Raw genomic sequence first — 25,334 nt, forward strand, 5'->3', positions numbered from 1 at the left:
CCAATCGGGGGCAAGTCGAATCGTCGCACCGCCCCGATAAGGCCCTGACCATTACCACAAAATCAAGCAGACACCCCGGCATCCGCCATCAACCCCACCCCTTCGATCGCCGTAATCGCACACTGCTCATCAATATCCGACGTATCCCCACTGATGCCGATCGCCCCTAGCACCACGCCTTCCTGATTCCGAATCAACACCCCACCCGGCGCCGGCACCACACTGCCCTGCCCCAGGCTGTTCAATGCGGCGATAAACGCCGGCCGTTGCTGTGCGTCCAGCGCCAACAAGCGCGACCCCTTGCCCAAGGCAATCGCACCCCAGGCCTTGCCGATGGCGATCTGCGGGCGCAACAGGCTGGCACCATCCTCCCGTTGCAGGGTAATCAGGTGGCCACCGCTGTCGAGTACCGCGATGGTCAGTGGCGCAGCCGCGATGGTGCGCCCTGCAGCAAGGGCCTGACTGGCCAGCTGGGTGGCAATTTTCAAGGTTAAAGCGCTCATGGTGCCGTCCTTCTTTTGTTATTGGGAAAGCGGTGGAGGTCTGAATGATAAGATGCTCGATCGAACAAATAGAACACAATGACTTTATTTTTTGTATACAATATTTTCGCACAAAGGCTCCACATGTCGAAAAAAGCCGTTCCGACGAACGCAAAGGCCAGTTTATAAAATGCATTGACCTGCGCAGCCCGCCGTGAATACACTTTGGACAAACACCACTTGTATACAATTACAAAACGCAAGAGGCACCAAAATCATGAGCAAAATGAGAGCAATCGAAGCCGCCGTCCTCGTCATGCGCCGTGAAGGCGTAGACACCGCCTTCGGTATCCCAGGCGCCGCGATCAACCCGCTGTATTCGGCCTTGCAGAAGGTGGGTGGCATCGATCACGTCCTTGCTCGCCACGTTGAAGGCGCCTCCCACATGGCCGAGGGCTACACCCGCACCAAGGCCGGCAATATCGGCGTGTGCATCGGCACGTCGGGCCCGGCGGGCACCGACATGGTCACCGGCCTGTACAGCGCCTCGGCGGACTCGATCCCGATCCTGTGCATCACCGGCCAAGCGCCCCGCGCCCGCATGCACAAGGAAGATTTCCAGGCCGTGGACATCACCAGCATCGTCAAGCCGGTGACCAAGTGGGCGACCACTGTCCTGGAGCCCGGCCAAGTGCCGTATGCCTTCCAGAAAGCTTTCTATGAAATGCGCTCCGGCCGCCCCGGCCCGGTGCTGATCGACCTGCCGTTCGACGTGCAGATGGCCGAGATCGAATTCGACATCGACGCCTACCAGCCGCTGCCCCTGGCCAAGCCTTTGGCCACCCGCGTGCAGGTGGAAAAAGCCCTGGCCCTGCTGGACCAGGCCGAGCGCCCGCTGCTGGTGAGTGGCGGCGGCGTGATCAATGCCGACGCCAGCGAGCTGCTGGTGGAATTCGCTGAGTTGACCGGCATCCCAGTCATCCCGACACTGATGGGCTGGGGCACCATCCCGGACGATCACCCGCAGATGGTCGGCATGGTCGGCCTGCAAACCTCCCACCGCTATGGCAACGCGACGATGCTCAAGTCGGACGTGGTGCTGGGCATAGGTAACCGCTGGGCCAACCGTCACACCGGTTCGGTGGAGGTGTACACCGAGGGTCGCAAATTCATTCACGTCGACATCGAGCCGACGCAGATTGGCCGCGTGTTCACCCCGGACCTGGGCATCGTTTCCGACGCCGGCTCCGCCCTGACGATGTTCATTGAAGTGGCCCGCGAGTGGAAAGCTGCCGGCAAACTCAAGGATCGCAGTGCCTGGCTGCACGACTGCCAGCAGCGCAAGGCCACCCTGCACCGCAAGACCCACTTCGACAACGTGCCGGTCAAGCCACAGCGTGTTTATGAAGAGATGAACCAGGTGTTCGGCAAAGACACCTGCTACGTCAGCACCATCGGCCTGTCGCAGATTGCCGGTGCGCAGTTCCTGCACGTGTACAAACCACGCCACTGGATCAACTGCGGCCAGGCCGGCCCATTGGGTTGGACCATCCCCGCCGCCCTCGGCGTGGTCAAGGCCGACCCGAGCCGCAAGGTAGTGGCGCTGTCCGGCGACTACGACTTCCAGTTCATGATCGAAGAGCTGGCCGTGGGCGCGCAGTTCAAGCTGCCGTATATCCACGTGGTGGTGAACAACTCTTACCTGGGCTTGATCCGCCAGGCCCAGCGCGGGTTTGAAATGGACTACTGCGTGCAGTTGTCCTTCGACAACCTCAACGCGCCGGAACTCAACGGTTACGGCGTGGACCACGTGGCCGTCGCCGAAGGCCTGGGTTGCAAGGCCCTGCGTGTGTTCGAGCCAAGCCAGATCGCGCCGGCCCTGCGCCGTGCCGAGGCAATGATCGAAGAATTCAAGGTGCCGGTGATCGTTGAGATTATTCTGGAGCGCGTGACCAATATTTCCATGGGCACCGAGATCAACGCCGTCAATGAATTCGAAGATCTGGCCCTGGTCGGCAACGATGCGCCGACCGCCATTTCCCTGCTCGATTAAGGAGAACCCTATGCCGCGTTTCGCCGCCAACCTGTCCATGCTGTATACCGAACAGGACTTTCTTGCCCGGTTCAAAGCCGCCGCCGATGCCGGGTTCCAAGGGGTCGAGTACCTGTTCCCTTACGAATTCAGCTCGGCTGAAATCAAGGCACAACTCGATGCGCACGGCCTGACCCAGGTGCTGTTCAACCTGCCGGCCGGTGACTGGGCCAAAGGCGAACGCGGCCTGGCGTGCCACCCGGACCGGGTCGAGGAATTCCGTGCCGGGGTCAAGCTGGCCATCGCCTACGCCCAAGTGCTGGGCAACACCCAGATCAACTGCCTGGCGGGCATCCGGCCACAAGGCGTTGATGACGAGACCCTGGAAAAAACCTTCGTCGCCAACCTCAAGTACGCCGCTGAAAAGCTGCAAGCGGTGGGCATCAAGCTAGTGATGGAAGCGATCAATACCCGCGACATCCCAGGCTTCTACCTGAACAACACGGCGCAGGCCCTGTCGATTCGCGAACAGGTGGGCAGTGACAACCTGTTTCTGCAGTACGACATCTACCACATGCAAATCATGGAAGGCGACCTGGCCCGCACCATGGCTGCGCACCTGGGCCAGATCAACCACATCCAGTTGGCGGACAACCCAGGGCGCAACGAGCCAGGCACCGGTGAGATCAACTACCGCTTCCTGTTCGAACATTTGGACCGCATCGGCTACACGGGCTGGGTCGGCTGTGAATACAAACCGTTGACCACCACCGAAGCGGGTTTGGGTTGGTTGAAGACCCACAACGCGATCTAACAAACACCACGCAAACTCCATGTGGGAGGGGGCTTGCCCCCGATCGCGGTGGGTCTGTCAGCACTGTTTATCTGACACACCGTCATCGGGGGCAAGCCCCCTCCCACAGTGGACTTGCGGTGTAATAACAAGAGGATTTTTTCATGGCTAAAATCGGATTCATCGGCACCGGCATCATGGGCCAACCCATGGCCGCGAACCTGCAGAAAGCGGGTCACCAACTGTTCCTCTCCGAACACCATGGCAAGGCGCCGCAAGCCCTGATCGACGCAGGCGCCGTCGCCCTGGCGAACCCGCAGCAGGTGGCGCAGGAAGCCGAGTTCATCATCGTGATGGTGCCGGACACCCCACAGGTCGACGACGTGCTGTTCCGCAAAGACGGCGTGGCTGCGGGCCTGTCGCCAAACAAGGTGGTGATCGACATGAGCTCGATCTCCCCCACCGCCACCAAGGCGTTTGCCGCGAAGATCAACGAAACCGGCGCGCAGTACCTGGACGCGCCCGTGTCCGGTGGTGAAGTCGGCGCCAAGGCCGGCACCCTGAGCATCATGATCGGTGGCGAGCCGCAGACCTTTGAGCGCGCCTTGCCGCTGTTCCAGGCCATGGGCAAGAACATCACGTTGGTGGGCGGCAATGGCGACGGCCAGACCGCCAAGGTGGCCAACCAGATCATCGTCGCGCTGAATATCCAGGCGGTGGCCGAAGCCCTGCTGTTCGCCTCCAAGAACGGCGCCGACCCGGCCAAGGTGCGTGAAGCGCTGATGGGCGGTTTTGCCTCGTCGAAGATCCTCGAAGTGCATGGCGAACGTATGATCAAGGGCACCTTTGATCCGGGCTTTCGCATCAACCTGCACCAGAAGGACCTCAACCTGGCACTGGCCGGGGCCAAGGAGCTGGGCATCAACCTGCCGAACACCGCCGGCACCCAGCAAGTGTTCAGCACCTGCACCGCGATTGGCGGCGGCAACTGGGACCATTCGGCGCTGATCAAGGGCCTGGAGCATATGGCGAACTTCTCGATTCGCGATAAATAACCCCTGATGAAATGCAATCAAATGTGGGAGGAGGCAAGCCCCCTCCCACAATTTGACCCCATTCCAAGCCTGAAATTGACGCACCTCTAATAACAAAAATCCCCGGGAGCCCGCTTATGTCGGTCGATCCGCAACACCTGCTTCGCGAGCTGTTTGCCACAGCCATCGACGCCGCACACCCCCGGCAAGTCCTTGAACCCTTTCTGCCCGCCGACCGCAGCGGCCGTGTGATCGTGATCGGTGCCGGCAAAGCGGCTGCCGCCATGGCACTGGTCGTGGAGAACTGCTGGCAAGGCGAAGTCAGCGGCCTGGTGGTCACCCGCTACGGCCACGGCGCGCCGTGCAAGAAAATCAAAGTGGTCGAAGCCGCGCACCCGGTGCCCGATGCGGCGGGCCTCGCGGTGGCCAAGCGCGTTCTGGCATTGATCGGTAACCTCGGTGAAGACGACCGCGTGATCTTCCTGCTGTCCGGTGGCGGTTCCGCCTTGCTGGCACTGCCCGCCGAAGGCATCACCCTGGCCGACAAACAGGCCATCAACAAAGCCCTGCTCAAATCCGGCGCGACCATCGGCGAGATGAATTGCGTGCGCAAGCACCTCTCGGCGATCAAGGGCGGCCGCCTGGCGAAAGCGGCATGGCCGGCGACGGTCTACACCTATGCGATTTCCGATGTGCCGGGCGACCAGGCCACGGTGATTGCCTCCGGGCCCACGGTCGGCGACCCGAGCACCTCGCAACAGGCCATGGCGATCCTCAAGCGCTACCACATCGACGCCCCCGCCTCAGTACGCAATTGGTTGCTGGACCCGGCCTCGGAAACCGTCAAGCCCGGCGACCCGGTGCTCTCGCGCAGCCACTTCCAATTGGTCGCCCGCCCGCAGCAATCCCTCGAAGCCGTGGCGGTCAAAGTCCGCCAGGCCGGGTTCAGCCCGTTGATCCTCGGCGACCTGGAAGGCGAAGCGCGGGACGTGGCCAAGGTGCACGCCGGCATCGCCCGGCAGATCGTGCAACACGGCCAGCCGCTGGCGGCGCCGTGCGTGATCCTGTCCGGTGGCGAAACCACCGTCACCGTGCGTGGCAATGGCCGTGGCGGGCGTAACGCGGAGTTCCTGCTGAGCCTCACCGACAGCCTCAAGGGCCTGCCCGGCGTGTACGCCCTGGCCGGTGACACCGACGGCATCGACGGCTCGGAAGACAACGCCGGCGCCCTCATGACCCCGTGCAGCTACCGCCGCGCCGAAGCCCTCGGCCTGTCGGCCAGCGATGAGCTGGATAACAACAACGGCTACGGCTATTTCGCTGCCCTCGACGGGTTGATCGTCACCGAGCCGACACGCACCAACGTCAACGACTTCCGCGCCATCCTGATCCTTGAGACTGCCCACCATGACGCCTGACAAGAAGGTCAAAATTCTCGCCACCCTGGGCCCGGCCACCGATGGTATCGACGACATCCGCGAACTGGTGGAAGCCGGGGTGAATATCTTCCGGCTCAATTTCAGCCACGGCGATCATGCCGACCATGCCCAGCGCTACCAGTGGATCCGCCAGGTGGAGCGCCAACTGAACTACCCGTTGGGCATCCTCATGGACCTGCAAGGGCCGAAGCTGCGCGTCGGGCGCTTTGCCGAAGGCAAGGTGCAACTGGTGCGCGGCCAGGCCCTGCGCCTGGACCTGGACCCGACGCCGGGCGACCAGCGCCGGGTCAACCTGCCCCACCCGGAAATCATTGCGGCGCTGGAACCGGGCATGGACCTGCTGCTGGACGACGGCAAGCTGCGCCTGCGGGTCATCACCAAGCATGCTGACGCCATCGACACCACCGTGCTCAATGGCGGCGAATTATCGGACCGCAAAGGCGTGAACGTCCCACAAGCCTTGTTGGAACTCAGCCCGTTGACCGCCAAGGATCGGCGCGACCTGAGCTTCGGCCTGGAACTGGGCGTGGACTGGGTGGCGCTGTCGTTCGTACAGCGCCCGGAAGACATCCGCGAAGCCCGCGAACTCATCGGCGACAAGGCCTTCCTGTTGGCCAAGATCGAGAAGCCCTCGGCCGTGCAGCGCCTGCGGGAAATCGCTGAACTGAGCGATGCAATCATGGTGGCCAGAGGCGACCTGGGCGTAGAGGTGCCGGCCGAAAGCGTGCCGCAGATTCAGAAAGACATCATCCGCATCTGTCGCCAACTGGGTAAACCGGTGGTGGTGGCCACGCAGATGCTGGAGTCGATGCGCTTCTCGCCGGCGCCGACCCGTGCCGAAGTCACCGATGTCGCCAACGCCGTGGCCGAAGGCGCGGACGCGGTGATGCTGTCGGCGGAAACCGCGTCCGGCGAGTACCCGCTGGAAGCCGTGCAGATGATGAGCAAGATCATCCGCCAGGTGGAAAACGGCCCGGATTACCAGACCCAGCTCGACGTCAACCGACCCAAGGCCGATGCCACGGTGTCGGACGCCATCAGCTGCGCGATCCGCCGCATCAGCAGCATTCTGCCGGTGGCGGTGCTGGTGAACTACAGCGAGTCGGGCAGTTCCAGCCTGCGCGCGGCCAGGGAGCGGCCGGTGGCGCCGATCCTCAACCTCACGCCGAACCTGTCCACGGCACGGCGCTTGAGCGTGGCATGGGGCGTACATTCGGTGGTCAATGACCGCCTGCGCCAGGTGGACGAGGTGTGTTCCACGGCGCTGGAGATCGCCCAGGCACAGGGCATGGCGGAGCGCGGGGATACGTTGGTGATTACCGCGGGAGTGCCGTTCGGGCAGCCCGGCTCAACCAACTCGCTGCGTATCGAGACGTTGATTTAGCGTCTGCAAGGCCCTCATCGGGGGCAAGCCCCCTCCCACATTTGAATCTGTGAACCCAATCAAGTGTGGTAGGGGGCTTGCCCCCGATGGGAACGACTCGGTCCCACTGACTAACCACCATGCACAACCCATCCTGCCCCGACTGGGCCGAAGCGCTGCTCAACGGCTTCAGCCAGATCTTCCTGCAGCGCCAGCCGCTGTGCGGCCTGCTGTGCCTGCTGGCCATCCTGATCGGCGCCCCGGCCTGGTTCGGCGGAGCGTTGCTGGGTGGCGTGGCGGGATTGCTCACGGCCCAGCGTCGCGGTTATCCCAAGGCCGAACGCCAGGCCGGCCTTTACAGCTACAACGGCGTGCTGCTGGGCTTATTGATCAGCCAGCACTTCGCCTGGTCGGCGTTGCTGCCGCCGCTGATCCTCGCGTGCGGCGGACTGGCGGCGATGTTGACACGACAATGGCTGAAACACGCCGACCAGCCCAATGACTTGTCCGCTTACACCGTGCCTTTTGTCGGCCTGGGCTGGTTGTTGCTGGGCACGGTGCCGGAGAACACATTTGCCCTGAGCGAACCCGACACCTTGGCTATCCTCACCGCGCCTTTTACCGGGCTCGCGCAGATCATGCTGCTGGATCAACCGGTGGCGGGCGCGCTGATTGCACTCGGCCTGTGGCTGGCCAACCGCCGCGCCGCGCTATGGGCGGTGACTGGCGCCAGTGTCGGTGTGCTGGTCGGGCTGTGGCTAAAGGAGCCCGCCGGCGCCCTCCTCGGCCTGCACAGCTACAACCCGGCGTTGGCGGCTGTGGCATTGAGCCAGGTGCGTCGCCAACCCTGGCTGCCGCTGCTCGGCATCCTGCTGGCGATCCTCCTCACCCCAGGCTTTGCCGCTGTGCACCTGCCCGCGTTGACCGCGCCGTTCATCCTCGCCTGCTGGCTGGTGCGCGCCGCTGCTCGAGTGCTGCAGAAACCTCGCATGGACAGCCCCTTCGAATCCCCCTAGGCTTGCTCGATATTCGATTCAGGCGGGCTTTATGGACAGCAACAACGACTGGCGCCAGCGGCTCTACGTCATGGTTTTTCAAAGTGACACGGTCGCCGGGCGGCGCTTTGACGGCATCCTGCTGCTGATCATCCTCGCCAGCCTGGTGATCGTGATGCTCGACAGCATCGACCAGATCCACCAGAACTACGCTGACGTGCTGGCGTATATCGAGTGGGGGTTCACCCTTATCTTCCTGATCGAGTACGGGCTGCGGCTGTACTGTTCGCCCAAACCCTTGCGCTACGCCTTCAGCTTTTATGGGTTGGTGGATCTGCTCGCCATCGTGCCCGGTATCCTCGCGCTGTACTACAGCGATGCACAGTACCTGCTGATCATCCGCATCATCCGTATGCTGCGGATTTTCCGCGTGCTCAAGCTCAGCCCCTACCTCAAGCAAGCCAATTACCTGATGGCGGCGCTGCGCGGCAGCAAGCAGAAGATCGTGGTGTTCCTGGTGAGCGTATGCACCCTGGTCACGGTGTTCGGCACCTTGATGTATGTGATCGAAGGCCCGGAGCACGGGTTTACCAGTATTCCCAAGGGCATCTACTGGGCCATCGTGACCCTGACGACGGTGGGCTTTGGCGATATCGTGCCCAAGACCCCGCTGGGCCAGGTGATTTCGTCCCTGGTGATGATCACCGGTTATTCGATCATCGCCGTGCCCACCGGTATTTTCACCGCCGAACTGGCCAGTGCCATGCGCGGTGAGCAATTGCAGCATGACTGCCCGGTGTGCAAGAAAGACAGTCATGAGCCGAACGCTGCATTCTGCTCACGCTGTGGCAGTAATCTTTTCAAGAAAGTGGAATAAGCAAAGTTCGTTTTAATCTTTAAGCGTCTATGCGACGCCAGCTATAGTCGCTGGCAAATTGCCCCCACTCAATCAGCAACCTTCTCGAACAACAAGGAATGAGCAGTGAAAAAACTCGTTAGCGCCTCCCTTCTGGCCGCCGGCCTTGCCCTGGCGGGCGCCGTCCAGGCTGCCCCCGTGACACTGCTCAACGTCTCCTACGACGTGATGCGCGACTTCTACAAGGACTACAACGCCGCGTTCCAGAAACACTGGGAAGCCGAGCACCCGAACGACAAGCTGACCCTGCAGATGTCCTTCGGTGGCTCGAGCAAGCAAGCGCGTTCGGTCATCGACGGCCTGCCCGCCGACGTGATCACCATGAACATGGCCACCGACATCAACGCCCTGGTGGACAACGGCAAACTGGTGCCGGACAACTGGGTCACCCGCCTGCCGAACAACAGCGCGCCGTTCACCTCGGCCACCGTTTTCATCGTGCGCAAAGGCAACCCGAAAGCCCTGAAAGACTGGCCGGACCTGTTGAAAGATGGCGTGCAGGTGATCGTGCCCAACCCGAAAACCTCGGGTAACGGCCGCTACACCTACCTGTCGGCCTGGGGCTATGTGCTGAAGAACGGCGGTGATGAAAACAAGGCCAAGGCCTTTGTTGGCAAGCTGTTCAAACAAGCCCCGGTACTGGACACCGGTGGCCGTGCCGCCACCACCACCTTCATGACCAACCAGATCGGCGACGTGCTGGTGACCTTCGAGAACGAAGCCGAGATGATCGCCCGTGAATTCGGCCGTGATCAGTTCGAAGTGATCTACCCGAGCGTTTCCGCCGAAGCCGAGCCGCCGGTGTCGGTGGTCGACAAAGTGGTCGAGAAGAAAGGCACCCGCGTGGCCGCTGAAGACTACCTGAAGTACCTGTGGTCACCGCAAGGCCAGGAAATCGCCGCCAACAACTACCTGCGCCCACGTGATCCGGCAGTATTGGCCAAGTACACCGACCGCTTCCCGAAAGTCGACTTCCTGTCGGTAGAGAAGACCTTTGGTGACTGGCGCACCGTGCAGAAGACCCACTTCAACGATGGTGGGGTGTTCGACCAGATCTACAGCGGCCAATAAAGCGCTGACCTGTAAGAGCGAGCTTGCTCGCGAAGATCGTCAACGAGAACGCGTGATTCCTGGATAAACGCGGTGCTACTGAGTTCTTCGCGAGCAAGCTCGCTCCTACAGGTGCCGTTACATCGGCGGTGTCACGCCATCCTTGCCGGCGGAGATCGCCTGGGCCGTGATCGTCCCATCCGCCCCCTTCGCCGCAAACAGCACCACCTTCACCCCCGGCTTGAGCAAGCTGCGGTCACCCGGTTCCAGGTTCACGATCGGCACATCTTCCGGCACCACGATCTTCTGCTCGCCACCTTTGTATTTCACCGTCAGCGTGCGCCCGTTGCTCACCACCAGGTCGCCGACGGTGCCGTTGGTCATGCTGCTGCCTTCTTTCAAATCAAACGCACGATGCCCATCGCCCGTGCCGGCCATCGCCGGGGGGAACACGTGCACCTCCAGCGCCGTCAGGCTGCCGTCGTCGTTGGGCATGGCGGCCGAGCCGATGTAGCTGCCCGGCTTGATTTCATCGATTTTGGCCAGGGTGACCGCGCGCACCTGGGTGTCTTGGGTCAAGTGCACGACAACCTCTTCGCCGCTGTTGACCTTGACGTGCATCGCGTCCCCGTCCATCGCCGTAATGGCGCCGCGTACGCCCACGCGAGGCGTCTCGGCAGCCTGGGCCAGGCCCACGGCCATGGCGGCGGCGAGCGTGGAAGCCAGGAGCATCTTGTTCAACGTGATCTTCATTGCAATGGATTTCCTGTTTCGGCAGTGGTGCCTGAATGTATCATCAGCGTTCGCGCAGAAAGTTAACGATTCACTCATCATTACCGGGCATGAGTGTTATCACTGCCAGCGGCCTACCCGGGCTACGGTGTTGTCTTTAGGCTCGCCCCACTTCCTTCGCTTTTATGAGAACACCATGAACGCTACTTCCCACGCTACAAGCACCATGACCCGGAGCATGGTGATGCTGTTTGCGTTTTGCTGCGGCGCCATCGTTGCCAACATCTACTACGCGCAACCCATCATCGAGCTGATCGCGCCGGACATCGGCCTCACGCCGGCCATGGCCAGCCTGATCGTCTCGCTGACGCAAATCGGCTACGCCCTGGGGCTGTTTTTCCTGGTGCCCCTGGGCGACTTGCTGGAAAACCGCAAACTGATGATCGCCACCACCGTCATCGCTATCGCCAGCCTGCTGGGCGCAGCGGTCACCGAGCAGCCGAACCTGTTCCTGCTGGTGTCGCTGCTGATCGGCTTCAGTTCGGTGTCGGTGCAGATCCTGATTCCGTTGGCCGCGCACCTGGCGCCCGCCGAATCACGGGGCCGTGTGGTCGGCAGCATCATGGGTGGGCTGCTGCTGGGCATCCTGCTGGCACGGCCGGTGTCCAGCGTGGTCGCGGACCACTTCGGCTGGCGTGCGATGTTCATGGCGGCGGCGGCGTTGATGGCGTTAATCAGTGTGGTGTTGATGCTGACCATTCCCAAGCGTCAGCCGGATCACTCTGCCAGCTATGGCCAACTGCTGCGCTCCCTCGGCACCTTGCTGCGTCAGCAACCGGTGCTGCGTCAACGGGCGTTCTACCAGGGCTGCATGTTCGCCACCTTCAGCCTGTTCTGGACCGCCGCCCCACTGGAACTGGCGCGCAACCACGGCCTGAGCCAAAGCGAGATAGCCCTGTTCGCCCTGGTCGGTGCGCTGGGTGCCATTGCCGCACCCATCGCCGGTCGCCTGGCCGATGCCGGTCACACCCATCGCGCTTCGCTGCTGGCCATGTTGTTCGCTGCGTTGAGCTTCCTGCCGGCCTTCGTGCACCCGCTGTACAGCGTGATCGGCCTGGCCGTGACCGGCGTGGTCCTGGACTTCTGCGTGCAGATGAACATGGTGCTCGGCCAGCGCGCGATCTACGCCCTCGACGCCAACAGCCGCAGCCGCCTGAACGCGCTGTACATGACCAGCATCTTCATCGGCGGCGCATTCGGCTCGGCGATTGCCAGCAGCGTGTATGAACACGGCGGCTGGCTGGGTGTGATGCTGGTGGGTAGTGCATTCCCGTTGGTGGCATTGCTGCGCTTTCTGAGTGTTTCCCGTGAGGATTCGGTGGGCTTATTGGATAAACCTTGAACTCACCTGAACCACCCGGATATCCAGTTCGCGAAAAGCGAGATCCCTGAAGCTATCTGTTTACCCACCCGCTCACCAAACCAAGACGCAAGCCCAGGCGTCGTATTCGGATCCGGCTGTGACGTTGAGTCAGGCGCAGGATCCGGGTCCGGCTCCAGCGTGAGATCAGCCGTCTGATCGGGCGTCACGGCTGCGGGCTCCCCATTACCACTCCAGATCACATCCTCCTGTTTGATTTGACCATGGCTGCTGATCAGCAGGTCAGCCGTGCCGTTGCCCGTGGTATCCACGGCCAGTGTGGAGCGCCCGGTTGTGGTGTCATGACTGAGCACCGCGTCGCCGGCACGCCCGCTGAAGCTATCCATGAAGTTCAGCGACGTGAGCCCGGCCTCGCGCAGCACGCCAGCCACATCGATTTTGTCGCTACCGCTGGTGAAGTCCTGAATAAAATCGGGAGCCTGGGGTGTCGAGTCGCTGACGCGGGCGTACACGAATGTGTCGGCGCCGGCACCGCCGCGCAACGTGTCGCTGCCGCCAGCCCCTTTCAAGCGGTTATTGGCGCCGTTACCCGTCAACACATCGCTGTTGGAACCGCCAATGGCGTTCTCCACGCTCACCCCCTTGGCGATCGACACATTCCCCCGCAGCCCGCCCACATCCGAAAACGCCTCGGCATTGAGGTTGATGTTTTGTTTATCGGCAAAGCCAGAGAAATCCAGGGTGTCCTCGCCACCGCCATCCCAGACGCTGAACACGGGCTTGTCGCGGGCGCTCCTGAGGCTGTAGTGCTCACGCTCGGTGTTGGAGTTGAACCCATAGACGGTGTCGGTGGCACGGGTGCGCGTATTCGCTCCGTACAAGCGCTGGAGCGCGGCGATATCGTCCATCATGGGGGCAGCGGGTTGCTGTTCGTTGAAGTCATGCCCCGGTTGTTTGCGTTCCGACCAATAGCTCATGACACTGCGGGCCTTGGTGTCCTGCGCATAATCGGCATTGGCCTCGTAAGTCCCACCGCCGTCGTAACCGCCCGGATGTTCCAGGCCCAAGGTGTGCCCCAACTCATGGACCAACAAAGACAAGAAATGACTGCCCATTTCAGGGTTGGCGCCTGCGCCTCCCGTCCCCACATTCGCCGTTACGTTCGGCTGGTACTGACTGGGAGAGGCCGCCCAGCCTGACCAGGAACCCGGCACGCCCCTGATGACTATGCCGCCATCCGTATGAGCGCTGTTTTCGACAAAGGAAATGTTGGCGACATCGGCATAGGCTTTCAATGCCTGCCTGGCGCGCTCTTTCTGGGGCGAGGTAAAGACGCCGGAAAAACTGAAGCCCACCACGACCTTATTATCCCCGTCCCGATCAGGAAATTTGAAGTTACCTCGAGTGATATGTTTAGCCGCCTGCGCGGTGCTGAACGACTTCTTATTGTTTCCCCAGTGCAAGGCGTCGTTATCAAACGCTGACGAACGGGAATACGGCGCAAGCGCAGGGGGTTGCTGTGAAGGTTGCCTGACAGGAAAGTGCATGACGATGAATACTCTGAACAGTGAAGAGCCATTCGTCCCTGTATGAGAAATACCAACGCTGACCAGTCCATTGGCAGGACGCTAAAATTCTCAAATCAATGACACGTTCGCCAGTGCTGGTTCTTTTCAAAAATACTTAATAAACACACCTGCAAAGAAAACACACTCAATCACTGATCGGCCCAACTCTCCTGACATATCAACAACACTATCAAGTTGATTTCCAGAGGAAAAAAACTTGTAAAACGCTCCCTTATTTCAATCAAAATCTTAATTTCAAACATAAGGAAACTGACTCAAACATGCCCGGAAAAAGGCGCGCAAAAAAACCGCGCTCATCCGACAACGTACGCGGCCAACCCCTGACACCGCCTGATCGCCCTAGGACCGCACCAATTTTTCCAACGCCGCGTCCGCGAGGAATGACGAGCGGCTTTTGACCTTGTGCTCCCGTACATACCGGTCGATGCGCTGGATGACATAACCGGGCAAGGTCACATTGACCTTCTCGGTTTTACCCAGGTAGGGCGTGACGTCCAACTCCAACATGCCCCAGCCCATCCCGGCGTAGTCCTCATGGGCATGATAATGGGCGACCGACGTTGGCATCGGAATGGCCCCGCCCTCTGTGGCGATCTCTTGCAGCATGATGTGCGCGACTTCCACGGCGGCGTTGTAGGCCTCTTCAAAGCTGTCCCCGGCGGTGACTGCGCCTGGAATATCGGGGATCTGGATACCGGTGGCGGTGAAGTCATCGCCCCATTCGATACAGATTGGGTATTGCATGAATGCTCTCCTTAAAAATCAAACAGCCCGGCGCGTTTCCTGATGCTTCTGACAGTGCCCAACGGCAAGTCTTTTTTAGGATGAGGCACGGGAATCGTGTACGGGCTGTAACGATGGGTAAAAATGTGATGGCTGCCCGTGACTCGATCCAATACCCAACCCGCCTCTTGCAGTTCCTTGATCAATAGCCTGCTTTGCACCCTCGCCTCCTTGGCTTGGCCTGAATAAAAGTAACCCTAGAGTTATCTTTACTCAAGCACAAAATGCGCATGCCTGACTGACGGCTGTATTACCGAATATTGAAAACTCACCGGCTCAATAAGGGAAACGCATGACACCGCTAGCCCAGCGCCTTAGGCTTGAGCGCCGGCCAGCCAACAGGAACGCCCGATGGACCGTCTCACTGCCATGGAAACCTTCGTTCACGTCGTCGAGACCGGCTCCTTCTCGGCCGCGGCCAAACGCCTGGGCATCGGCCAACCCGCGGTGTCCAAAAGCATCGCGCAATTGGAAGCCCGCCTGGCCGTGCGGTTGTTGCTGCGCTCGACGAGGGGCCTGACCCCTACCGAAGCAGGCCTGGCATTTTTCGAGAAAGCCAAGAGCGCCATTTTCGAAGCTGATGAAGCTGACGAGGCGGCCCGTGGCGCAGGCGCTGGCTTGACGGGCAACCTGCGGGTCAGCGCCGGCGTGACGTTCTCCCGCATGCGGATCATTCCTAACCTGGGACCGTTCCTGGACCAACACCCTGGCCTGAACATCGACGTGTTGCTCGACGACCGCCTCCTCAACCTGGTTGAAGACGGCATCGACGTCGCCCTGCGCATCGGCAACCTGAGTGACTCCGGCCTCACTGCCCGCCGGCTTGGCCAAAGCCCAAGCCGGGTGTTTGGTACACCGGCCTACTTCGAACGTTTCGGCGAACCGCAAAGCCCGGCGGATATCCTCAACCACCAGGCGGTGATCTACAGCCTCGGGGAAAGCCCGCTCTGGTCATTCAAACAAGGCCCGCACGAACACGCCATCGCCGCTCGAGGACGCTTGCGTGTTACCTCTTCCGAAGGCTTGCGCGCAGGCGTGCTCGCCCACCATGGCCTGGCGATGACGTCCGAGTGGATGTTCTCACCAGAATTGGCCAGGGGTGAGGTGAAAGCCGTGTTGACCGATTGGGAACTGCCGCCCAAGGACCTGTGGGCGGTATTGCCGACGGGTCGAATGCCAAGTGCCAAAGCCAAGGCATTTATCGAATACGTTGAAGGGTTACTGACGAAGTAGGGTTCTGTGGAACCTTTGGCGTTCAGATGACCCGGCCATCCCAGCCGACCGTGACTTGCCGTGGCAACTCGCGGCGATGCTCCAGCAGCCAGGCATCCAATGTGTGCCCGACATGGGTCAGCACGCCCAACTGCGCACCGGTTTGCTCGATGCTCTGCAACGCCAGCGTCAGGTCATTGTGATTGCGCGGTGCCTGCGGCTGCGGCGGCATGGAACAGTCCAGCACCAGTACATCCAGGGGTTCGCGCTGCAGCCAGGCCAGGGTCGCAGGCGGCAGGCCGACGGTGTCGGTGAGGTAGGCGATGCGTCGCCCCTCGCCTTCCAGCAGGTAACCCAGGGTTGGTTTGGAATGCTGCAACGGCAACGCGGTGACGCTCAGTTCGCCAAACTGCCGGGTTTCAAATTCGCTGAATGGCTGGCTGAAATCCAGGATGCCCGGATGTTTGTACAGATCGGACAAACCTTCGGCATCCACCGGCCCGTGCACCGGAATCACCAGCCCTTGCCCCCAGCGCAGGTGCAACAGACCCTGGGCATGATCGGCATGATAGTGGGTCTGCAAGATCCCGTTGAAACTGCGCGGTGGGAAGCGTTCGGTAAGGTCGGGCAAACCGCTGTCGATCAACCAGCGCTGGTCGCCGCATTCGATCAACGCGCTGCACGGGCGACGGCGCAGGCTGGCATCACTGCGCGCCAGACCGCACGCGGCGCACTCACAGCCATACACCGGGACTTGCCGCGCGTCACCGGTGCCGAGCAAGGTCAGGCGCATGCCGAGTGCCCGTGATCGATGCAGCACAGCAGGCGCTCGACCGTATGTTCCAGCGGCCCGGAGTTATCCAGTACGAACAACCCCGCACCGTTGCCGGCGATCAGCTCGGCGGTGAACCGCGCATTGCGCGCCAGGCGCGCCTCGATATCCGCCAACGCTTCACGCCCCCGTGCGATCAGGCGTTGGCGCAACACCGCCTGGTCCACCGTCAGCAGCAACACCAGCGAAGTCGGATAACGCTTGCGAGTCTGCGCCAGGTGCGCACGGGAGCCATTGACCAGTACGTCGTCCCCCGCCGCCAGCCAATCGTCGATCTCCCTGGGAATGCCATAGGACAAACCATTGGCCTGCCAACTGAGGGCAAACGCGCCCTCGGCCTGCATCGTCGCAAATTGCTCGGGGCTGACGCCCTGCGCCGCTTCGCCCACCGCTTCCGCCGAGCGGGTGATGACGCGGCGCACAATGCGGCAACCGCGCTCGGCCAAGCGTGGGCGTGCGGCATCCAGCAGGCTGTCCTTGCCCGAGCCGGACGGCCCGATGAGATAGATCAACCTGCCTGCCATCAAAACACCCTCTTCGCTTGTCGCCATACTTGTTGCACCACAGGCAGCCCTTCGCGGCTACGTGCCTGGACCAGATCGGCGCGCAGGCCGAGGGCAATCTCGCCACGGTCCTTCAGCCCTGCCGCCTGCGCGGGCGCCAGGCTGATCATCTTGACCGCCCGCGACAGGTCGCCGCCGTCTTGCTGGTCAGCCAGCACGAAGGCCGCCTGCAACAGGCTGGCCGGGTAGTAGTCACTGGAAAGTATATCCAGCAAGCCCTCGGCCGCCAGGCCGGCGGCGGCCACATTACCCGAGTGCGACCCGCCGCGCACCACGTTCGGCGCGCCCATCAACACTTTCATGTTCAACGCCTGGCAGCCCTTCGCCGCCTCGAGCGTAGTGGGGAATTCAGCGATGGTCATGCCATAGCGTGCCGACTCCTGCACATGCGCGAGCGTCGCGTCGTCGTGACTGGCCACCGACAAACCACGCGCCAGGCAATGCTCGACGATAGCCGCACGGTAGCGATCACTGTAGGCCAGGGAATTGGCCTTTTGCAGCACGATGAAGGCGTCCATGGTTTCGTCGTTCAGGTGGTACTTGCCCATGTAGTACTCACGGTACTTGGCTTCAAGCACAAACTGGCGCTGGCCCGGCGAATGGTCCATCACCGACACCAGTTGCACCAGCGGGTTTTCCACCAGGTCGCGGAACACACTGAGGGTGTCCGGGTGGCACAGCTCGCAGCGCAGGTGCAGGTGGTGCTCGGCGCGGGTCAGGCCGGCACCTTCTGCCTGGGCGATGGCATCGAGCATCGCCGGCAGTTTTTTCATGCGGTTGCCCTTGGGGTTCACGTCACCGATGGACACCGCATCGAAGACGGTGGTGATGCCCGCCGCGATAATCTGCGCATCGTGGCTGAGCACTGCCGAGGTCGACGGCCAGTCCACGCCGGGGCGCGGGGTCATGTGTTTTTCCAGGTTGTCGGTGTGCAACTCCACCAGGCCCGGCAGCAGGAAATCACCGCCCAGGTCCTGGGCCTGGGGCAACTGGCTGCGGCCTTCGGCGAGGTCGACGATCTTGCCATCACGCAACACCACCGAGCCCAGGAACATGCGATCAGCCGTGACGACCTGGGCATTACTGAGGATCTGTTCAGCGGGCATGGGCGTATTCCTCTTGGGCAACAGGCGTGGGGGTCATGTCGAAATGGCGATCGGCCACCGCTTCACGGGCGGCACGGTCGTGGAAGATGCCGATCAATGCAGCGCCGGCAGCCTTGGCTTCGTTCATCAGTTCCAGCACCACCTGGCGGTTGTGGTCGTCCAGGGAGGCGGTGGGTTCGTCCAGCAGCATCACCGGCCAGGCCACCATGAAACCGCGGGCGATGTTGACGCGCTGTTGCTCGCCACCGGAAAAAGTGCCGGGCGCCAGTGGCCACAGGCGCTGGGGGATGTTCAGACGGGTCAGCAGGTGTTCGGCGCGCTGTTGTGCCTCGGCTTTCGACCAGCCTCGGGCCAACGCCGGCTCCATCACCACATCCAGGCACGCCACACGCGGAATCACCCGCAGGAATTGGCTGACGTAGCCCAGGGTCTGCTGGCGCACCTGCAGAATCTCGCGGGGCGCGGCGCCCACCAGCTCCAGCCACTCGCCGGCATGGCGTACACGAATGCTGCCACCGGCCGGTAGATAGTTACCGTACAGCGTACGCAGCAAGGTACTTTTGCCCGCGCCGGACTGACCGTGCAGCACCAGGCATTCGCCGCCCTGCACACTTAACTCCACCCCGCGCAGCACATTGAGTACTACACCGTTTTGCTGGTGCAGGGTGAAGGTTTTCGAGAGGTCACGGACCTCGATCAAGGCATTTGTCATGGCTGCAATACCGAAGACACCAGCAGTTGAGAGTAAGGGTGCTGTGGATCGTCGAGGATCTGGTCGGTGAGCCCGGTTTCCACTACACGAGAGCGACGCATCACCATCAGGCGGTCGGCCAACAGGCGTGCCACGGCCAGGTCGTGGGTGACGATCACCACCGCCAAATCCAGTTCACGCACCAGGCCGCGCAGCAGGTCGAGCAGACGCGCTTGCACCGACACGTCGAGGCCGCCGGTGGGTTCGTCCATGAACACCAGCCGTGGGCTGGAAACCAGGTTGCGGGCAATTTGCAGGCGCTGCTGCATGCCGCCGGAAAAGGTGCGTGGCAGGTCGTCGATGCGTTGTGGGTCAATCTCCACCTGCTCCAGCCAATCCAGACCGGCGCCACGCAGTTGCGCGTAATTGCGCACGCCCTGGGCCATCAAGCGTTCACCAATGTTGGCGCCGGCCGACACGCCCATGCGCAGGCCGTCACGCGGGTTCTGCTCGACAAAGCCCCATTCGGTGCGCAGCAAGGTGCGGCGCTCGGCTTCGCTGGCACTGTAGAGGTCGAGCCATTCGCCGTCCTGGCTGCGGTAGCCGATGCTGCCCGCGTGCGCCGGCAGGCGCCCGCTCAACAACGAAAGCAAGGTGGATTTACCCGAACCGGACTCACCGACAATCCCAAGCACTTCGCCGGGGTACAGATCGAAGCTCACACCCTGGCAACCCTTCTCCGGGCCGTACAACAGGGACAGGTCACGCACTTGCAATAACGGCTGGCTCACTGGTTGTTCTCCTTCACCCGCTGGGCGCAATACCACGTGTCGGAACACACAAAACTCTGGGTTCCGGCGTCATCCAGAATCAGCTCATCAAGGAACGATTCATGGCTGCCGCAGATCGCGCAGCTGTGCGCCCATTTCTGCACTTCGAACGGGTGGTCCTCAAAGTCGAGGCTGGTGACCTGGGTGTATGGCGGCACCGCATACAGGCGCTTCTCGCGACCGGCGCCGAACAGCATCAGCGCCGGGCTCATGTCGAGTTTGGGGTTGTCGAATTTGGGGATCGGCGACGGGTCCATCACGTAGCGTTCATCCACCGTCACCGGGTAGGCGTAGGCCGTGGCGATGTGGCCGAAGGTGGCGATGTCCTCATACAGCTTCACATGCATCACCCCGTAATCATTCAGGGCGTGCATGGTGCGAGTCTCGGTTTCCGAGGGTTCGATAAAACGCAGCGGCTCTGAGATCGGCACCTGGAACACCATGATCTGGTTCGCCTGCAAGGGCGTTTCCGGGATGCGGTGACGGGTCTGGATCACCGTCGCTTCAGGGGTCGCTTCGGTAGTGACCACGCCTGCAGTGCGCGCAAAAAAGCGGCGGATCGACACCGCGTTGGTGGTGTCGTCGGCGCCCTGGTCGATGACCTTGAGCACGTCATCGTCCCCCAGGATCGCGGCGGTCAATTGCATGCCGCCGGTGCCCCAGCCGTAAGGCAGCGGCATCTCGCGGCCACCGAACGGCACCTGGTAGCCAGGGATCGCCACCGCCTTGAGCAAGGCGCGACGGATCATGCGCTTGGTCTGTTCGTCGAGGTAGGCGAAGTTGTACGCGGCGTCATTCATGGCTCGAGCCCTCGGCCGGTTGGCGCAGTTTGCGGATCAGTTCCAGCTCGGACTGAAAGTCCACGTAGTGCGGCAGTTTGAGGTGGGAGACAAAGCCCGCCGCCTCGACGTTGTCGCAGTGGGCCAGCACAAACTCTTCGCGCTGGGCGGGCGAGACGATCTCTTCGTTGTACTCCTCGGCGCGCAGCGAGCGGTCCACCAGGGCCATGCCCATGGCCTTGCGCTCGGCATGCCCGAAGGCCAGGCCGTAACCCCGCGTGAACTGCGCCAGCTCGGTAGCCGAACCGACAAACTGGTTGACCATCTCGCACTCGGTCACTTCGATGCTGCCCAGGCAGATGGGGAAACCCAGTTCTTCCGGTTCGATCCACACCTCCACATCGCCGATACGAATCTCACCGGCAAACGGGTGGTTGCGACCGTAGCCACGTTGGGTCGAGTACCCCAGCGCCAGCAGGAAACCTTCGTCGCCACGGGCCAGGGCTTGCAGGCGCTCGGCGCGGCTGGCCGGGTATTCCAGCGGGTCGCGGGTGATGTCGGCAACGCGGGCGTTGTCGTCGGTTTCGGTCTTGATCAGGCCTTCTTTGGCGAGCAGGCCGAGCACGCGTGGGCAGTCTTCCAGCGTCGCCTCCGGCGCGGTCTGCGGCCCCGGGTACTCACCTTCGGCCAGCAGGGCAAAATCCAGCAGGCGGTGGGTGTAGTCGAAGGTCGGGCCGAGCAGTTGGCCGCCGGGCAGGTCCTTGAAGGTGGCCGACAGGCGCCGGCTCAACGACATCCGGGCGGTATCGATCGGCAGGCTCGGGCTGAAGCGCGGCAGCGTGGTGCGGTAGGCGCGCAACAGGAAGATCGCTTCCACCAGGTCCCCCGCCGCTTGCTTGATCGCCAGCGCGGCGAGTTCTTCGTCGAACAGTGAGCCTTCGGTCATCACCCGCGCCACGGCCAGGGGCAGTTGCTCGCGGATTTGCGTCACGCTCAGTTCCGGAATCGCGGTATCGCCCCGGCGTTTTTTCGCCAGCAGGCGGTGGGCATTGTCGATGGCCTGTTCGCCACCTTTGACGGCTACGTACATCAGGCATGCTCCTGTGCAATGCGGCTGCTGCGAGGCAGGCCGATCAGGTGATGGCCGGCGGCAAACAGCACGTCCAGGCCACGGGGAAAGGTTTTGCGCCGTTGGCGTTCCTGCCAGAAGGCCTGCGGCACCGGGACGTGCACCTGGCGCTGGGTCTTGATGCCTGGGCCGCGCCAGAGCAGGCCGCGACCGGACTCCAGGTCGGTGAGCTGCACGAGCAAGGTGCAGGACTGGTCGGGGTAGCGGTCGTTGCCGTGGTCGAAGCCGCTCAGATCCAGCAGGTCGTGTTCACCGAGCAAGGCGAACACCGCTGCTTCGCGATGCGAAGTCAGCGGGCAACCGCAGTGGAACGCCAGGTTGGCGCGAATCAGCGGCGTGTCGAAGCTCGGTGAAAGCCACAGCGGCGTGTCCACGTCCAGCAGTGCCAGGCACAGTGCATAGGTGGCGGGGGCAAGACCATCGAGGCGTGGAGCGGATGGCAGGTGCTGGATCAAACCGGGTTCGGCCAAGGCTTTGAGCGCGGCACGAAAACCACGCTGGGCATCCAATACCGGGTCGACAAACGCCGGTTGCAACAGGTGCGCATTCATCAGTTTTCTCCTCGCACGAGGGTGAAGAACTCGACCTTGGTGGCGGCGGTGTCCGCCTCTTTTTCAGCGCGACGCCTGACCTGGGCGTTCGCCAGGGCAGTGATCAGATCGCTGAGCCAGATACTCGGCTGCGCGCCTTGCAAATGGGCATCGGCCAGGGCGGCCAGCTCGGCATGCACCTTGTCGCGCCCGGCCAGGTAGCTGTAGCCGGTGCGGCCATCGGCCAGGCGCACTACGCAGCGGGTCACGCTCATTTCACCGACGTTGAACGGTGCGCCATTGCCGCCCATGCGACCGCGTACCAGGGTCATGCCGATTTCCGGGGCGCGAATGAGCTGGTACTCCGCGTCTTTCAAGGCCGCTTCGTGGGGTTGCAATTCACTGAGTTGGGCGCGGGCGAGCACACCAATCCAATGCTGACGCGGGGACAGGTTCATCAGGGTCTCCATCAAGTCACCACTTGGTACTGGAAGCGATCCGAACGGCTGGTGGACTGCGCCAGCTCCACCGGGTGGCCGTCGCGATCGCGGGAAAGGGTGAATACGGTGAGGGCCGGCAAGTGCCGAGGCATCATCAGCAGCGCGGCTTCGTCACGGTTGGGCAGGCGCGCACCGATCAGGCTGTGGGTGCGAGTCAATGGCAGGTCGCGTTCGCGCAGGTACTGGCGCAGCGAACCGCCGGTGTAGTCGGCCAGCAACGGCGCACGGCTGGCGCAGTAGCGATGGCGGATCAGGCTGACGGGCTGGTGGTCGAGCTTGCGCAGGGTTTGCAGCTCGATCATCGGCGCCATTTCAGCGATCCCCAGGTGCAGCGCTTCTTCACGGCTGGCGTAGCAGTAGCGGCGCTTGAGCAACACCGCCTGCACACCGACGCCCTGGGCTGACAGGGATTGGCTGTAGGAGGTCTCGGCGCCCATCGGGTAGATCAGCGGCCGGTCGAGCACCTGGGTGCCCTTGCCCTGGCGACGCAACAGGCTGCCTTCGAACACCAGCTCATCGATGGCACGGCGCAGGGTGTGGCGGTTGACGCCGAAGCGCTCGGCCATGTGCACCTCACCGGGCAGGAAATCACCGGCGCTGTAGCTGCTCAATTCACGGCGCAGGATATCCGCGAGTTCGCGGTACACCGGCTCATCTTGTCTAGACAACTGCATGCTTAAAAAAAGCGCCGCGCGGGCACCCCTCCGAGGTCAGATGAACTGCTTGCGCAGGCGTTGGGACAACACGTCGATCAGGCTCACCACCACGATGATCACCAGCAGCACCGCGCAGGTCTGGACGAACTGGAAGGCACGGATGTTTTCCCACAGGATCACGCCGATCCCGCCCGCGCCGACCATGCCCACCACCGTCGCCGAACGCACGTTGGCTTCGAAGCGGTACAGCGCGTAGCTGACCCACAGCGGCATGACCTGGGGGATCACGCCGTAGATCACTTCCTGCAGGGCACTGGCACCAGTGGCCCGCACGCCCTCTACCGGACCTGGGTCGATGGCTTCGACGGCTTCGGCGAACAGCTTGGCGAGCACACCGGTGGTGCTGATCCACAGCGCCAGCACGCCAGCGAAGGGACCGAGGCCGACGGCGACCACGAACAACATGGCGAACACCATTTCGTTGATCGAGCGGAAGGCATCCATCACGCGGCGCAGCGGTTGGTGCACCCACCACGGGGTAATGTTGTCGGCGCACAAGATGCCCAGCGGCACCGAGCAGACGATGGCCAATACCGTGCCCCACAGGGCGATCTGCACGGTGACGATCATCTCCTTGAGGTAACTGCGCCATTCGTGGAAGTCCGGCGGGAAGAAGTCGGCGGCGAAGGTCGCCATGTTTCCGGAATCGCGGTACAGCGCCAGCGGGTTCATTTCCGCGCCGTGCCAGGCCCAGGCCAGCAGGACCAGGAACAGGCCCCAGCCGAGGTATTGCGGCCAGGTGCGTTTGCCGACGGCTTCAGCGTGCAAAGTAGTCATGGTTGTCCTCGAGCGAAATGTGGGAGGGGGCTTGCCCCCTCCCACAGGGGTTAACCGTTGGCTGCGGTTTTCTTGTCGAGCTCGGAGATGCGCTGTTGCAGCTTGGCCAGGTCGGCGTCGATATCCGCCAGCTTCTTGGCCTTGTCGGCAGCCTCCAGCTTGTCGTCGGCACTGACGGTGGTGCGCTGCTTGAACAGCTCCAACTGGCGGATCGGCAACAGCTGGTCATCGCTGGACGGCAGGAACTTGCCCAACTGCATATTCTTCAGCACCGCCTTCTCTTCATCGGTGTCGCCGTAGTGGGCGAAGAAGTCGCGAATCTTGGCCTTCTCGCTGTCGCTCAGCGCCTTGCTCCACACCATCGGGTCGGCGGGGATCAGCGGCGATTTCCAGATCACCTTGAGCATGGCGGCCTTGTCCGGTTGGGTGACTTCCAGGCGCTCCCAGCTCTCGGTATTGAAGGTGGCGACGTCCAGTTGCCCCTTGGCCACACTCAACGCGTTGACTTCATGGCTGGAGTTGAGCGTGCGTTTGAACGCGGTGGCGGCATCCACGTTGTTCTTGGCGAACACGTAGTAGCCCGGCACCAGGTAGCCCGAGGTGGAGTTCGGGTCACCGTTGCCGAAGGTCAGGTTCTTGGCGTTCTTGAGCATGTCGTCGACGTTGTTGATCGGGCTGTCTTTGCGCACGATCAACACGCTCCAGTAACCGGCGGCACCGTTGGCGGCGGCGGTCTGGGCGAAGATCTCGCCGTTGGAACGGTCCACCGCTTCCATCGCGGCCTTGTTGCCGAGCCAGGCCACGTCGACCTTGTTGAAGCGCATGCCCTGGATCAGGCCGGCGTAGTCGGAGGCGAAGGTGGCGTTGATGGTCAGGCCGGTCTTCTTGTGCATGTCATCCAGGAATGGCTGCCAGATGCTCTTGAGGTTCTGCGAAGACTCGGTGGACATGATGCCGAAGTTGATCACCTTGTCAGCGGCGTGGGCGTTGCCCAGCGCGACACTGGCCAGCAATACGGCAGACAGAAACACATGGCCGATACGGTTCAACATGGAAAGGCTTCCTGTGGGTCGTGAGTAA

At 62.2% G+C, this 25,334-nt stretch carries 27 protein-coding genes; 10 read left to right on the forward strand and 17 right to left on the reverse strand.

The window, feature by feature from the left end; genetic code table 11:
* Positions 1-62: 62 nt before the first annotated feature.
* Complete coding sequence (locus NL123_RS21460) at positions 63-503, reverse strand: GlcG/HbpS family heme-binding protein (protein ID WP_494356293.1); 441 nt, start codon at positions 501-503, stop codon at positions 63-65.
* A gap of 256 nt (positions 504-759) precedes the next feature.
* On the opposite strand from NL123_RS21460, the gene gcl reads away from it, so the two are divergent.
* From gcl to NL123_RS21500, 8 genes are all read left to right on the forward strand, one after another.
* On the forward strand, positions 760-2,535 hold the full coding sequence (gcl, locus tag NL123_RS21465; RefSeq protein ID WP_494356294.1) for a glyoxylate carboligase: 1,776 nt from the start codon (positions 760-762) through the stop codon (positions 2,533-2,535).
* 10 nt (positions 2,536-2,545) lie between these two features.
* On the forward strand, positions 2,546-3,328 hold the full coding sequence (hyi, locus tag NL123_RS21470) for a hydroxypyruvate isomerase (RefSeq protein WP_494356295.1): 783 nt from the start codon (positions 2,546-2,548) through the stop codon (positions 3,326-3,328).
* A gap of 143 nt (positions 3,329-3,471) precedes the next feature.
* Positions 3,472-4,362, forward strand: a complete 891-nt coding sequence (locus NL123_RS21475) for a 2-hydroxy-3-oxopropionate reductase (protein WP_071496242.1) — start codon at positions 3,472-3,474, stop codon at positions 4,360-4,362.
* 116 nt (positions 4,363-4,478) lie between these two features.
* Complete coding sequence (locus NL123_RS21480) at positions 4,479-5,759, forward strand: glycerate kinase type-2 family protein (RefSeq protein ID WP_494356296.1); 1,281 nt, start codon at positions 4,479-4,481, stop codon at positions 5,757-5,759.
* A complete protein-coding gene (gene pyk / locus NL123_RS21485; protein WP_494356297.1) occupies positions 5,749-7,164 on the forward strand; it encodes a pyruvate kinase in 1,416 nt (471 codons plus the stop codon). Before NL123_RS21480 ends, pyk begins: the two co-directional genes overlap by 11 nt.
* Positions 7,165-7,283: 119 nt before the next feature.
* The gene (locus NL123_RS21490) at positions 7,284-8,159 is read left to right on the forward strand and encodes an urea transporter (RefSeq protein WP_494356298.1); all 876 of its coding nucleotides are present in this window, start codon (positions 7,284-7,286) and stop codon (positions 8,157-8,159) included.
* A gap of 31 nt (positions 8,160-8,190) precedes the next feature.
* Positions 8,191-9,015 carry an ion transporter gene (locus NL123_RS21495; RefSeq protein WP_058427905.1) on the forward strand — a complete coding sequence of 275 codons (825 nt, stop codon included), beginning with the start codon at positions 8,191-8,193 and terminating at the stop codon, positions 9,013-9,015.
* A gap of 105 nt (positions 9,016-9,120) precedes the next feature.
* Positions 9,121-10,125, forward strand: coding sequence for a sulfate ABC transporter substrate-binding protein (locus NL123_RS21500; protein WP_494356299.1), 1,005 nt, complete (start codon positions 9,121-9,123; stop codon positions 10,123-10,125).
* Positions 10,126-10,242: 117 nt separating this feature from the next.
* On the opposite strand, the gene NL123_RS21505 is transcribed toward NL123_RS21500, so the two are convergent.
* Positions 10,243-10,857 (reverse strand): DUF5666 domain-containing protein, encoded by a 615-nt coding sequence (locus NL123_RS21505; RefSeq protein WP_494356300.1) that lies wholly within the window; start codon positions 10,855-10,857, stop codon positions 10,243-10,245.
* A gap of 175 nt (positions 10,858-11,032) precedes the next feature.
* Between NL123_RS21505 and NL123_RS21510 the strand changes: the two genes are divergently transcribed.
* Positions 11,033-12,238, forward strand: coding sequence for an MFS transporter (locus NL123_RS21510; protein ID WP_494356301.1), 1,206 nt, complete (start codon positions 11,033-11,035; stop codon positions 12,236-12,238).
* Between the two features lie 2 nt (positions 12,239-12,240).
* Here NL123_RS21510 and NL123_RS21515 read toward each other — a convergent pair whose 3' ends face one another.
* From NL123_RS21515 to NL123_RS21525, 3 genes are all read right to left on the reverse strand, one after another.
* A complete protein-coding gene (locus NL123_RS21515; protein ID WP_494356302.1) occupies positions 12,241-13,764 on the reverse strand; it encodes a M10 family metallopeptidase C-terminal domain-containing protein in 1,524 nt (507 codons plus the stop codon).
* Between the two features lie 381 nt (positions 13,765-14,145).
* A complete protein-coding gene (locus NL123_RS21520; RefSeq protein WP_494356303.1) occupies positions 14,146-14,550 on the reverse strand; it encodes a type II toxin-antitoxin system HicB family antitoxin in 405 nt (134 codons plus the stop codon).
* Positions 14,551-14,561: 11 nt separating this feature from the next.
* Positions 14,562-14,750: a type II toxin-antitoxin system HicA family toxin gene (locus NL123_RS21525; RefSeq protein WP_071496250.1), complete on the reverse strand. Its 189-nt coding sequence runs from the start codon at positions 14,748-14,750 to the stop codon at positions 14,562-14,564.
* Between the two features lie 190 nt (positions 14,751-14,940).
* Here NL123_RS21525 and NL123_RS21530 point away from each other — a divergent pair, with 190 nt between their 5' ends.
* Positions 14,941-15,822: a LysR family transcriptional regulator gene (locus NL123_RS21530; protein WP_071496251.1), complete on the forward strand. Its 882-nt coding sequence runs from the start codon at positions 14,941-14,943 to the stop codon at positions 15,820-15,822.
* A 22-nt stretch (positions 15,823-15,844) separates the two neighbouring features.
* On the opposite strand, the gene phnP is transcribed toward NL123_RS21530, so the two are convergent.
* Genes phnP through phnD form a run of 12 tightly spaced genes read right to left on the reverse strand, consistent with a single transcriptional unit; the run spans position 15,845 to position 25,306 of the window.
* Positions 15,845-16,594, reverse strand: coding sequence for a phosphonate metabolism protein PhnP (gene phnP / locus NL123_RS21535; RefSeq protein WP_494356304.1), 750 nt, complete (start codon positions 16,592-16,594; stop codon positions 15,845-15,847).
* Positions 16,585-17,157: a phosphonate metabolism protein/1,5-bisphosphokinase (PRPP-forming) PhnN gene (gene phnN / locus NL123_RS21540; protein WP_248487224.1), complete on the reverse strand. Its 573-nt coding sequence runs from the start codon at positions 17,155-17,157 to the stop codon at positions 16,585-16,587. The genes phnP and phnN overlap by 10 nt, the downstream gene beginning before the upstream one ends.
* Positions 17,157-18,302, reverse strand: a complete 1,146-nt coding sequence (locus tag NL123_RS21545; RefSeq protein WP_494356305.1) for an alpha-D-ribose 1-methylphosphonate 5-triphosphate diphosphatase — start codon at positions 18,300-18,302, stop codon at positions 17,157-17,159. The genes phnN and NL123_RS21545 overlap by 1 nt, the downstream gene beginning before the upstream one ends.
* Complete coding sequence (gene phnL / locus NL123_RS21550; protein ID WP_494356306.1) at positions 18,292-19,014, reverse strand: phosphonate C-P lyase system protein PhnL; 723 nt, start codon at positions 19,012-19,014, stop codon at positions 18,292-18,294. Before phnL ends, NL123_RS21545 begins: the two co-directional genes overlap by 11 nt.
* Positions 19,011-19,820 carry a phosphonate C-P lyase system protein PhnK gene (gene phnK, locus NL123_RS21555; protein ID WP_494358333.1) on the reverse strand — a complete coding sequence of 270 codons (810 nt, stop codon included), beginning with the start codon at positions 19,818-19,820 and terminating at the stop codon, positions 19,011-19,013. The genes phnL and phnK overlap by 4 nt, the downstream gene beginning before the upstream one ends.
* Entirely contained in the window at positions 19,781-20,623 is an 843-nt protein-coding gene (locus NL123_RS21560; RefSeq protein ID WP_248487219.1) for an alpha-D-ribose 1-methylphosphonate 5-phosphate C-P-lyase PhnJ, read from the reverse strand. Before NL123_RS21560 ends, phnK begins: the two co-directional genes overlap by 40 nt.
* Positions 20,616-21,692 carry a carbon-phosphorus lyase complex subunit gene (locus NL123_RS21565; protein ID WP_494356307.1) on the reverse strand — a complete coding sequence of 359 codons (1,077 nt, stop codon included), beginning with the start codon at positions 21,690-21,692 and terminating at the stop codon, positions 20,616-20,618. Before NL123_RS21565 ends, NL123_RS21560 begins: the two co-directional genes overlap by 8 nt.
* Positions 21,692-22,282 (reverse strand): phosphonate C-P lyase system protein PhnH, encoded by a 591-nt coding sequence (gene phnH, locus NL123_RS21570; protein WP_494356308.1) that lies wholly within the window; start codon positions 22,280-22,282, stop codon positions 21,692-21,694. The genes NL123_RS21565 and phnH overlap by 1 nt, the downstream gene beginning before the upstream one ends.
* Entirely contained in the window at positions 22,282-22,719 is a 438-nt protein-coding gene (gene phnG, locus NL123_RS21575) for a phosphonate C-P lyase system protein PhnG (RefSeq protein ID WP_071496260.1), read from the reverse strand. The genes phnH and phnG overlap by 1 nt, the downstream gene beginning before the upstream one ends.
* An 11-nt stretch (positions 22,720-22,730) precedes the next feature.
* Positions 22,731-23,435 (reverse strand): phosphonate metabolism transcriptional regulator PhnF, encoded by a 705-nt coding sequence (gene phnF, locus NL123_RS21580; RefSeq protein ID WP_248487213.1) that lies wholly within the window; start codon positions 23,433-23,435, stop codon positions 22,731-22,733.
* 36 nt (positions 23,436-23,471) lie between these two features.
* Entirely contained in the window at positions 23,472-24,254 is a 783-nt protein-coding gene (gene phnE / locus NL123_RS21585; RefSeq protein WP_058427920.1) for a phosphonate ABC transporter, permease protein PhnE, read from the reverse strand.
* A 50-nt stretch (positions 24,255-24,304) separates the two neighbouring features.
* Positions 24,305-25,306 carry a phosphonate ABC transporter substrate-binding protein gene (phnD, locus tag NL123_RS21590; protein ID WP_248487212.1) on the reverse strand — a complete coding sequence of 334 codons (1,002 nt, stop codon included), beginning with the start codon at positions 25,304-25,306 and terminating at the stop codon, positions 24,305-24,307.
* Positions 25,307-25,334: the final 28 nt, after the last annotated feature.

The organism is Pseudomonas sp. FBCC-B1565, assembly GCF_059133265.1.

Excerpts from the sequence above, each read along its gene's own strand:
- NL123_RS21460 (WP_494356293.1), bottom strand. The coding sequence starts at position 503 with ATGAGCGCTTTAACCTTGAAAATTGCCACCCAGCTGGCCAGTCAGGCC.
- gcl (WP_494356294.1), top strand. The coding sequence starts at position 760 with ATGAGCAAAATGAGAGCAATCGAAGCCGCCGTCCTCGTCATGCGCCGT.
- hyi (WP_494356295.1), top strand. The coding sequence starts at position 2,546 with ATGCCGCGTTTCGCCGCCAACCTGTCCATGCTGTATACCGAACAGGAC.
- NL123_RS21475 (WP_071496242.1), top strand. The coding sequence starts at position 3,472 with ATGGCTAAAATCGGATTCATCGGCACCGGCATCATGGGCCAACCCATG.
- NL123_RS21480 (WP_494356296.1), top strand. The coding sequence starts at position 4,479 with ATGTCGGTCGATCCGCAACACCTGCTTCGCGAGCTGTTTGCCACAGCC.
- pyk (WP_494356297.1), top strand. The coding sequence starts at position 5,749 with ATGACGCCTGACAAGAAGGTCAAAATTCTCGCCACCCTGGGCCCGGCC.
- NL123_RS21490 (WP_494356298.1), top strand. The coding sequence starts at position 7,284 with ATGCACAACCCATCCTGCCCCGACTGGGCCGAAGCGCTGCTCAACGGC.
- NL123_RS21495 (WP_058427905.1), top strand. The coding sequence starts at position 8,191 with ATGGACAGCAACAACGACTGGCGCCAGCGGCTCTACGTCATGGTTTTT.
- NL123_RS21505 (WP_494356300.1), bottom strand. The coding sequence starts at position 10,857 with ATGAAGATCACGTTGAACAAGATGCTCCTGGCTTCCACGCTCGCCGCC.
- NL123_RS21510 (WP_494356301.1), top strand. The coding sequence starts at position 11,033 with ATGAACGCTACTTCCCACGCTACAAGCACCATGACCCGGAGCATGGTG.
- NL123_RS21515 (WP_494356302.1), bottom strand. The coding sequence starts at position 13,764 with ATGCACTTTCCTGTCAGGCAACCTTCACAGCAACCCCCTGCGCTTGCG.
- NL123_RS21520 (WP_494356303.1), bottom strand. The coding sequence starts at position 14,550 with ATGCAATACCCAATCTGTATCGAATGGGGCGATGACTTCACCGCCACC.
- NL123_RS21530 (WP_071496251.1), top strand. The coding sequence starts at position 14,941 with ATGGACCGTCTCACTGCCATGGAAACCTTCGTTCACGTCGTCGAGACC.
- phnP (WP_494356304.1), bottom strand. The coding sequence starts at position 16,594 with ATGCGCCTGACCTTGCTCGGCACCGGTGACGCGCGGCAAGTCCCGGTG.
- phnN (WP_248487224.1), bottom strand. The coding sequence starts at position 17,157 with ATGGCAGGCAGGTTGATCTATCTCATCGGGCCGTCCGGCTCGGGCAAG.
- NL123_RS21545 (WP_494356305.1), bottom strand. The coding sequence starts at position 18,302 with ATGCCCGCTGAACAGATCCTCAGTAATGCCCAGGTCGTCACGGCTGAT.
- phnL (WP_494356306.1), bottom strand. The coding sequence starts at position 19,014 with ATGACAAATGCCTTGATCGAGGTCCGTGACCTCTCGAAAACCTTCACC.
- NL123_RS21560 (WP_248487219.1), bottom strand. The coding sequence starts at position 20,623 with ATGAATGACGCCGCGTACAACTTCGCCTACCTCGACGAACAGACCAAG.
- NL123_RS21565 (WP_494356307.1), bottom strand. The coding sequence starts at position 21,692 with ATGTACGTAGCCGTCAAAGGTGGCGAACAGGCCATCGACAATGCCCAC.
- phnH (WP_494356308.1), bottom strand. The coding sequence starts at position 22,282 with ATGAATGCGCACCTGTTGCAACCGGCGTTTGTCGACCCGGTATTGGAT.
- phnG (WP_071496260.1), bottom strand. The coding sequence starts at position 22,719 with ATGAACCTGTCCCCGCGTCAGCATTGGATTGGTGTGCTCGCCCGCGCC.
- phnF (WP_248487213.1), bottom strand. The coding sequence starts at position 23,435 with ATGCAGTTGTCTAGACAAGATGAGCCGGTGTACCGCGAACTCGCGGAT.
- phnE (WP_058427920.1), bottom strand. The coding sequence starts at position 24,254 with ATGACTACTTTGCACGCTGAAGCCGTCGGCAAACGCACCTGGCCGCAA.
- phnD (WP_248487212.1), bottom strand. The coding sequence starts at position 25,306 with ATGTTGAACCGTATCGGCCATGTGTTTCTGTCTGCCGTATTGCTGGCC.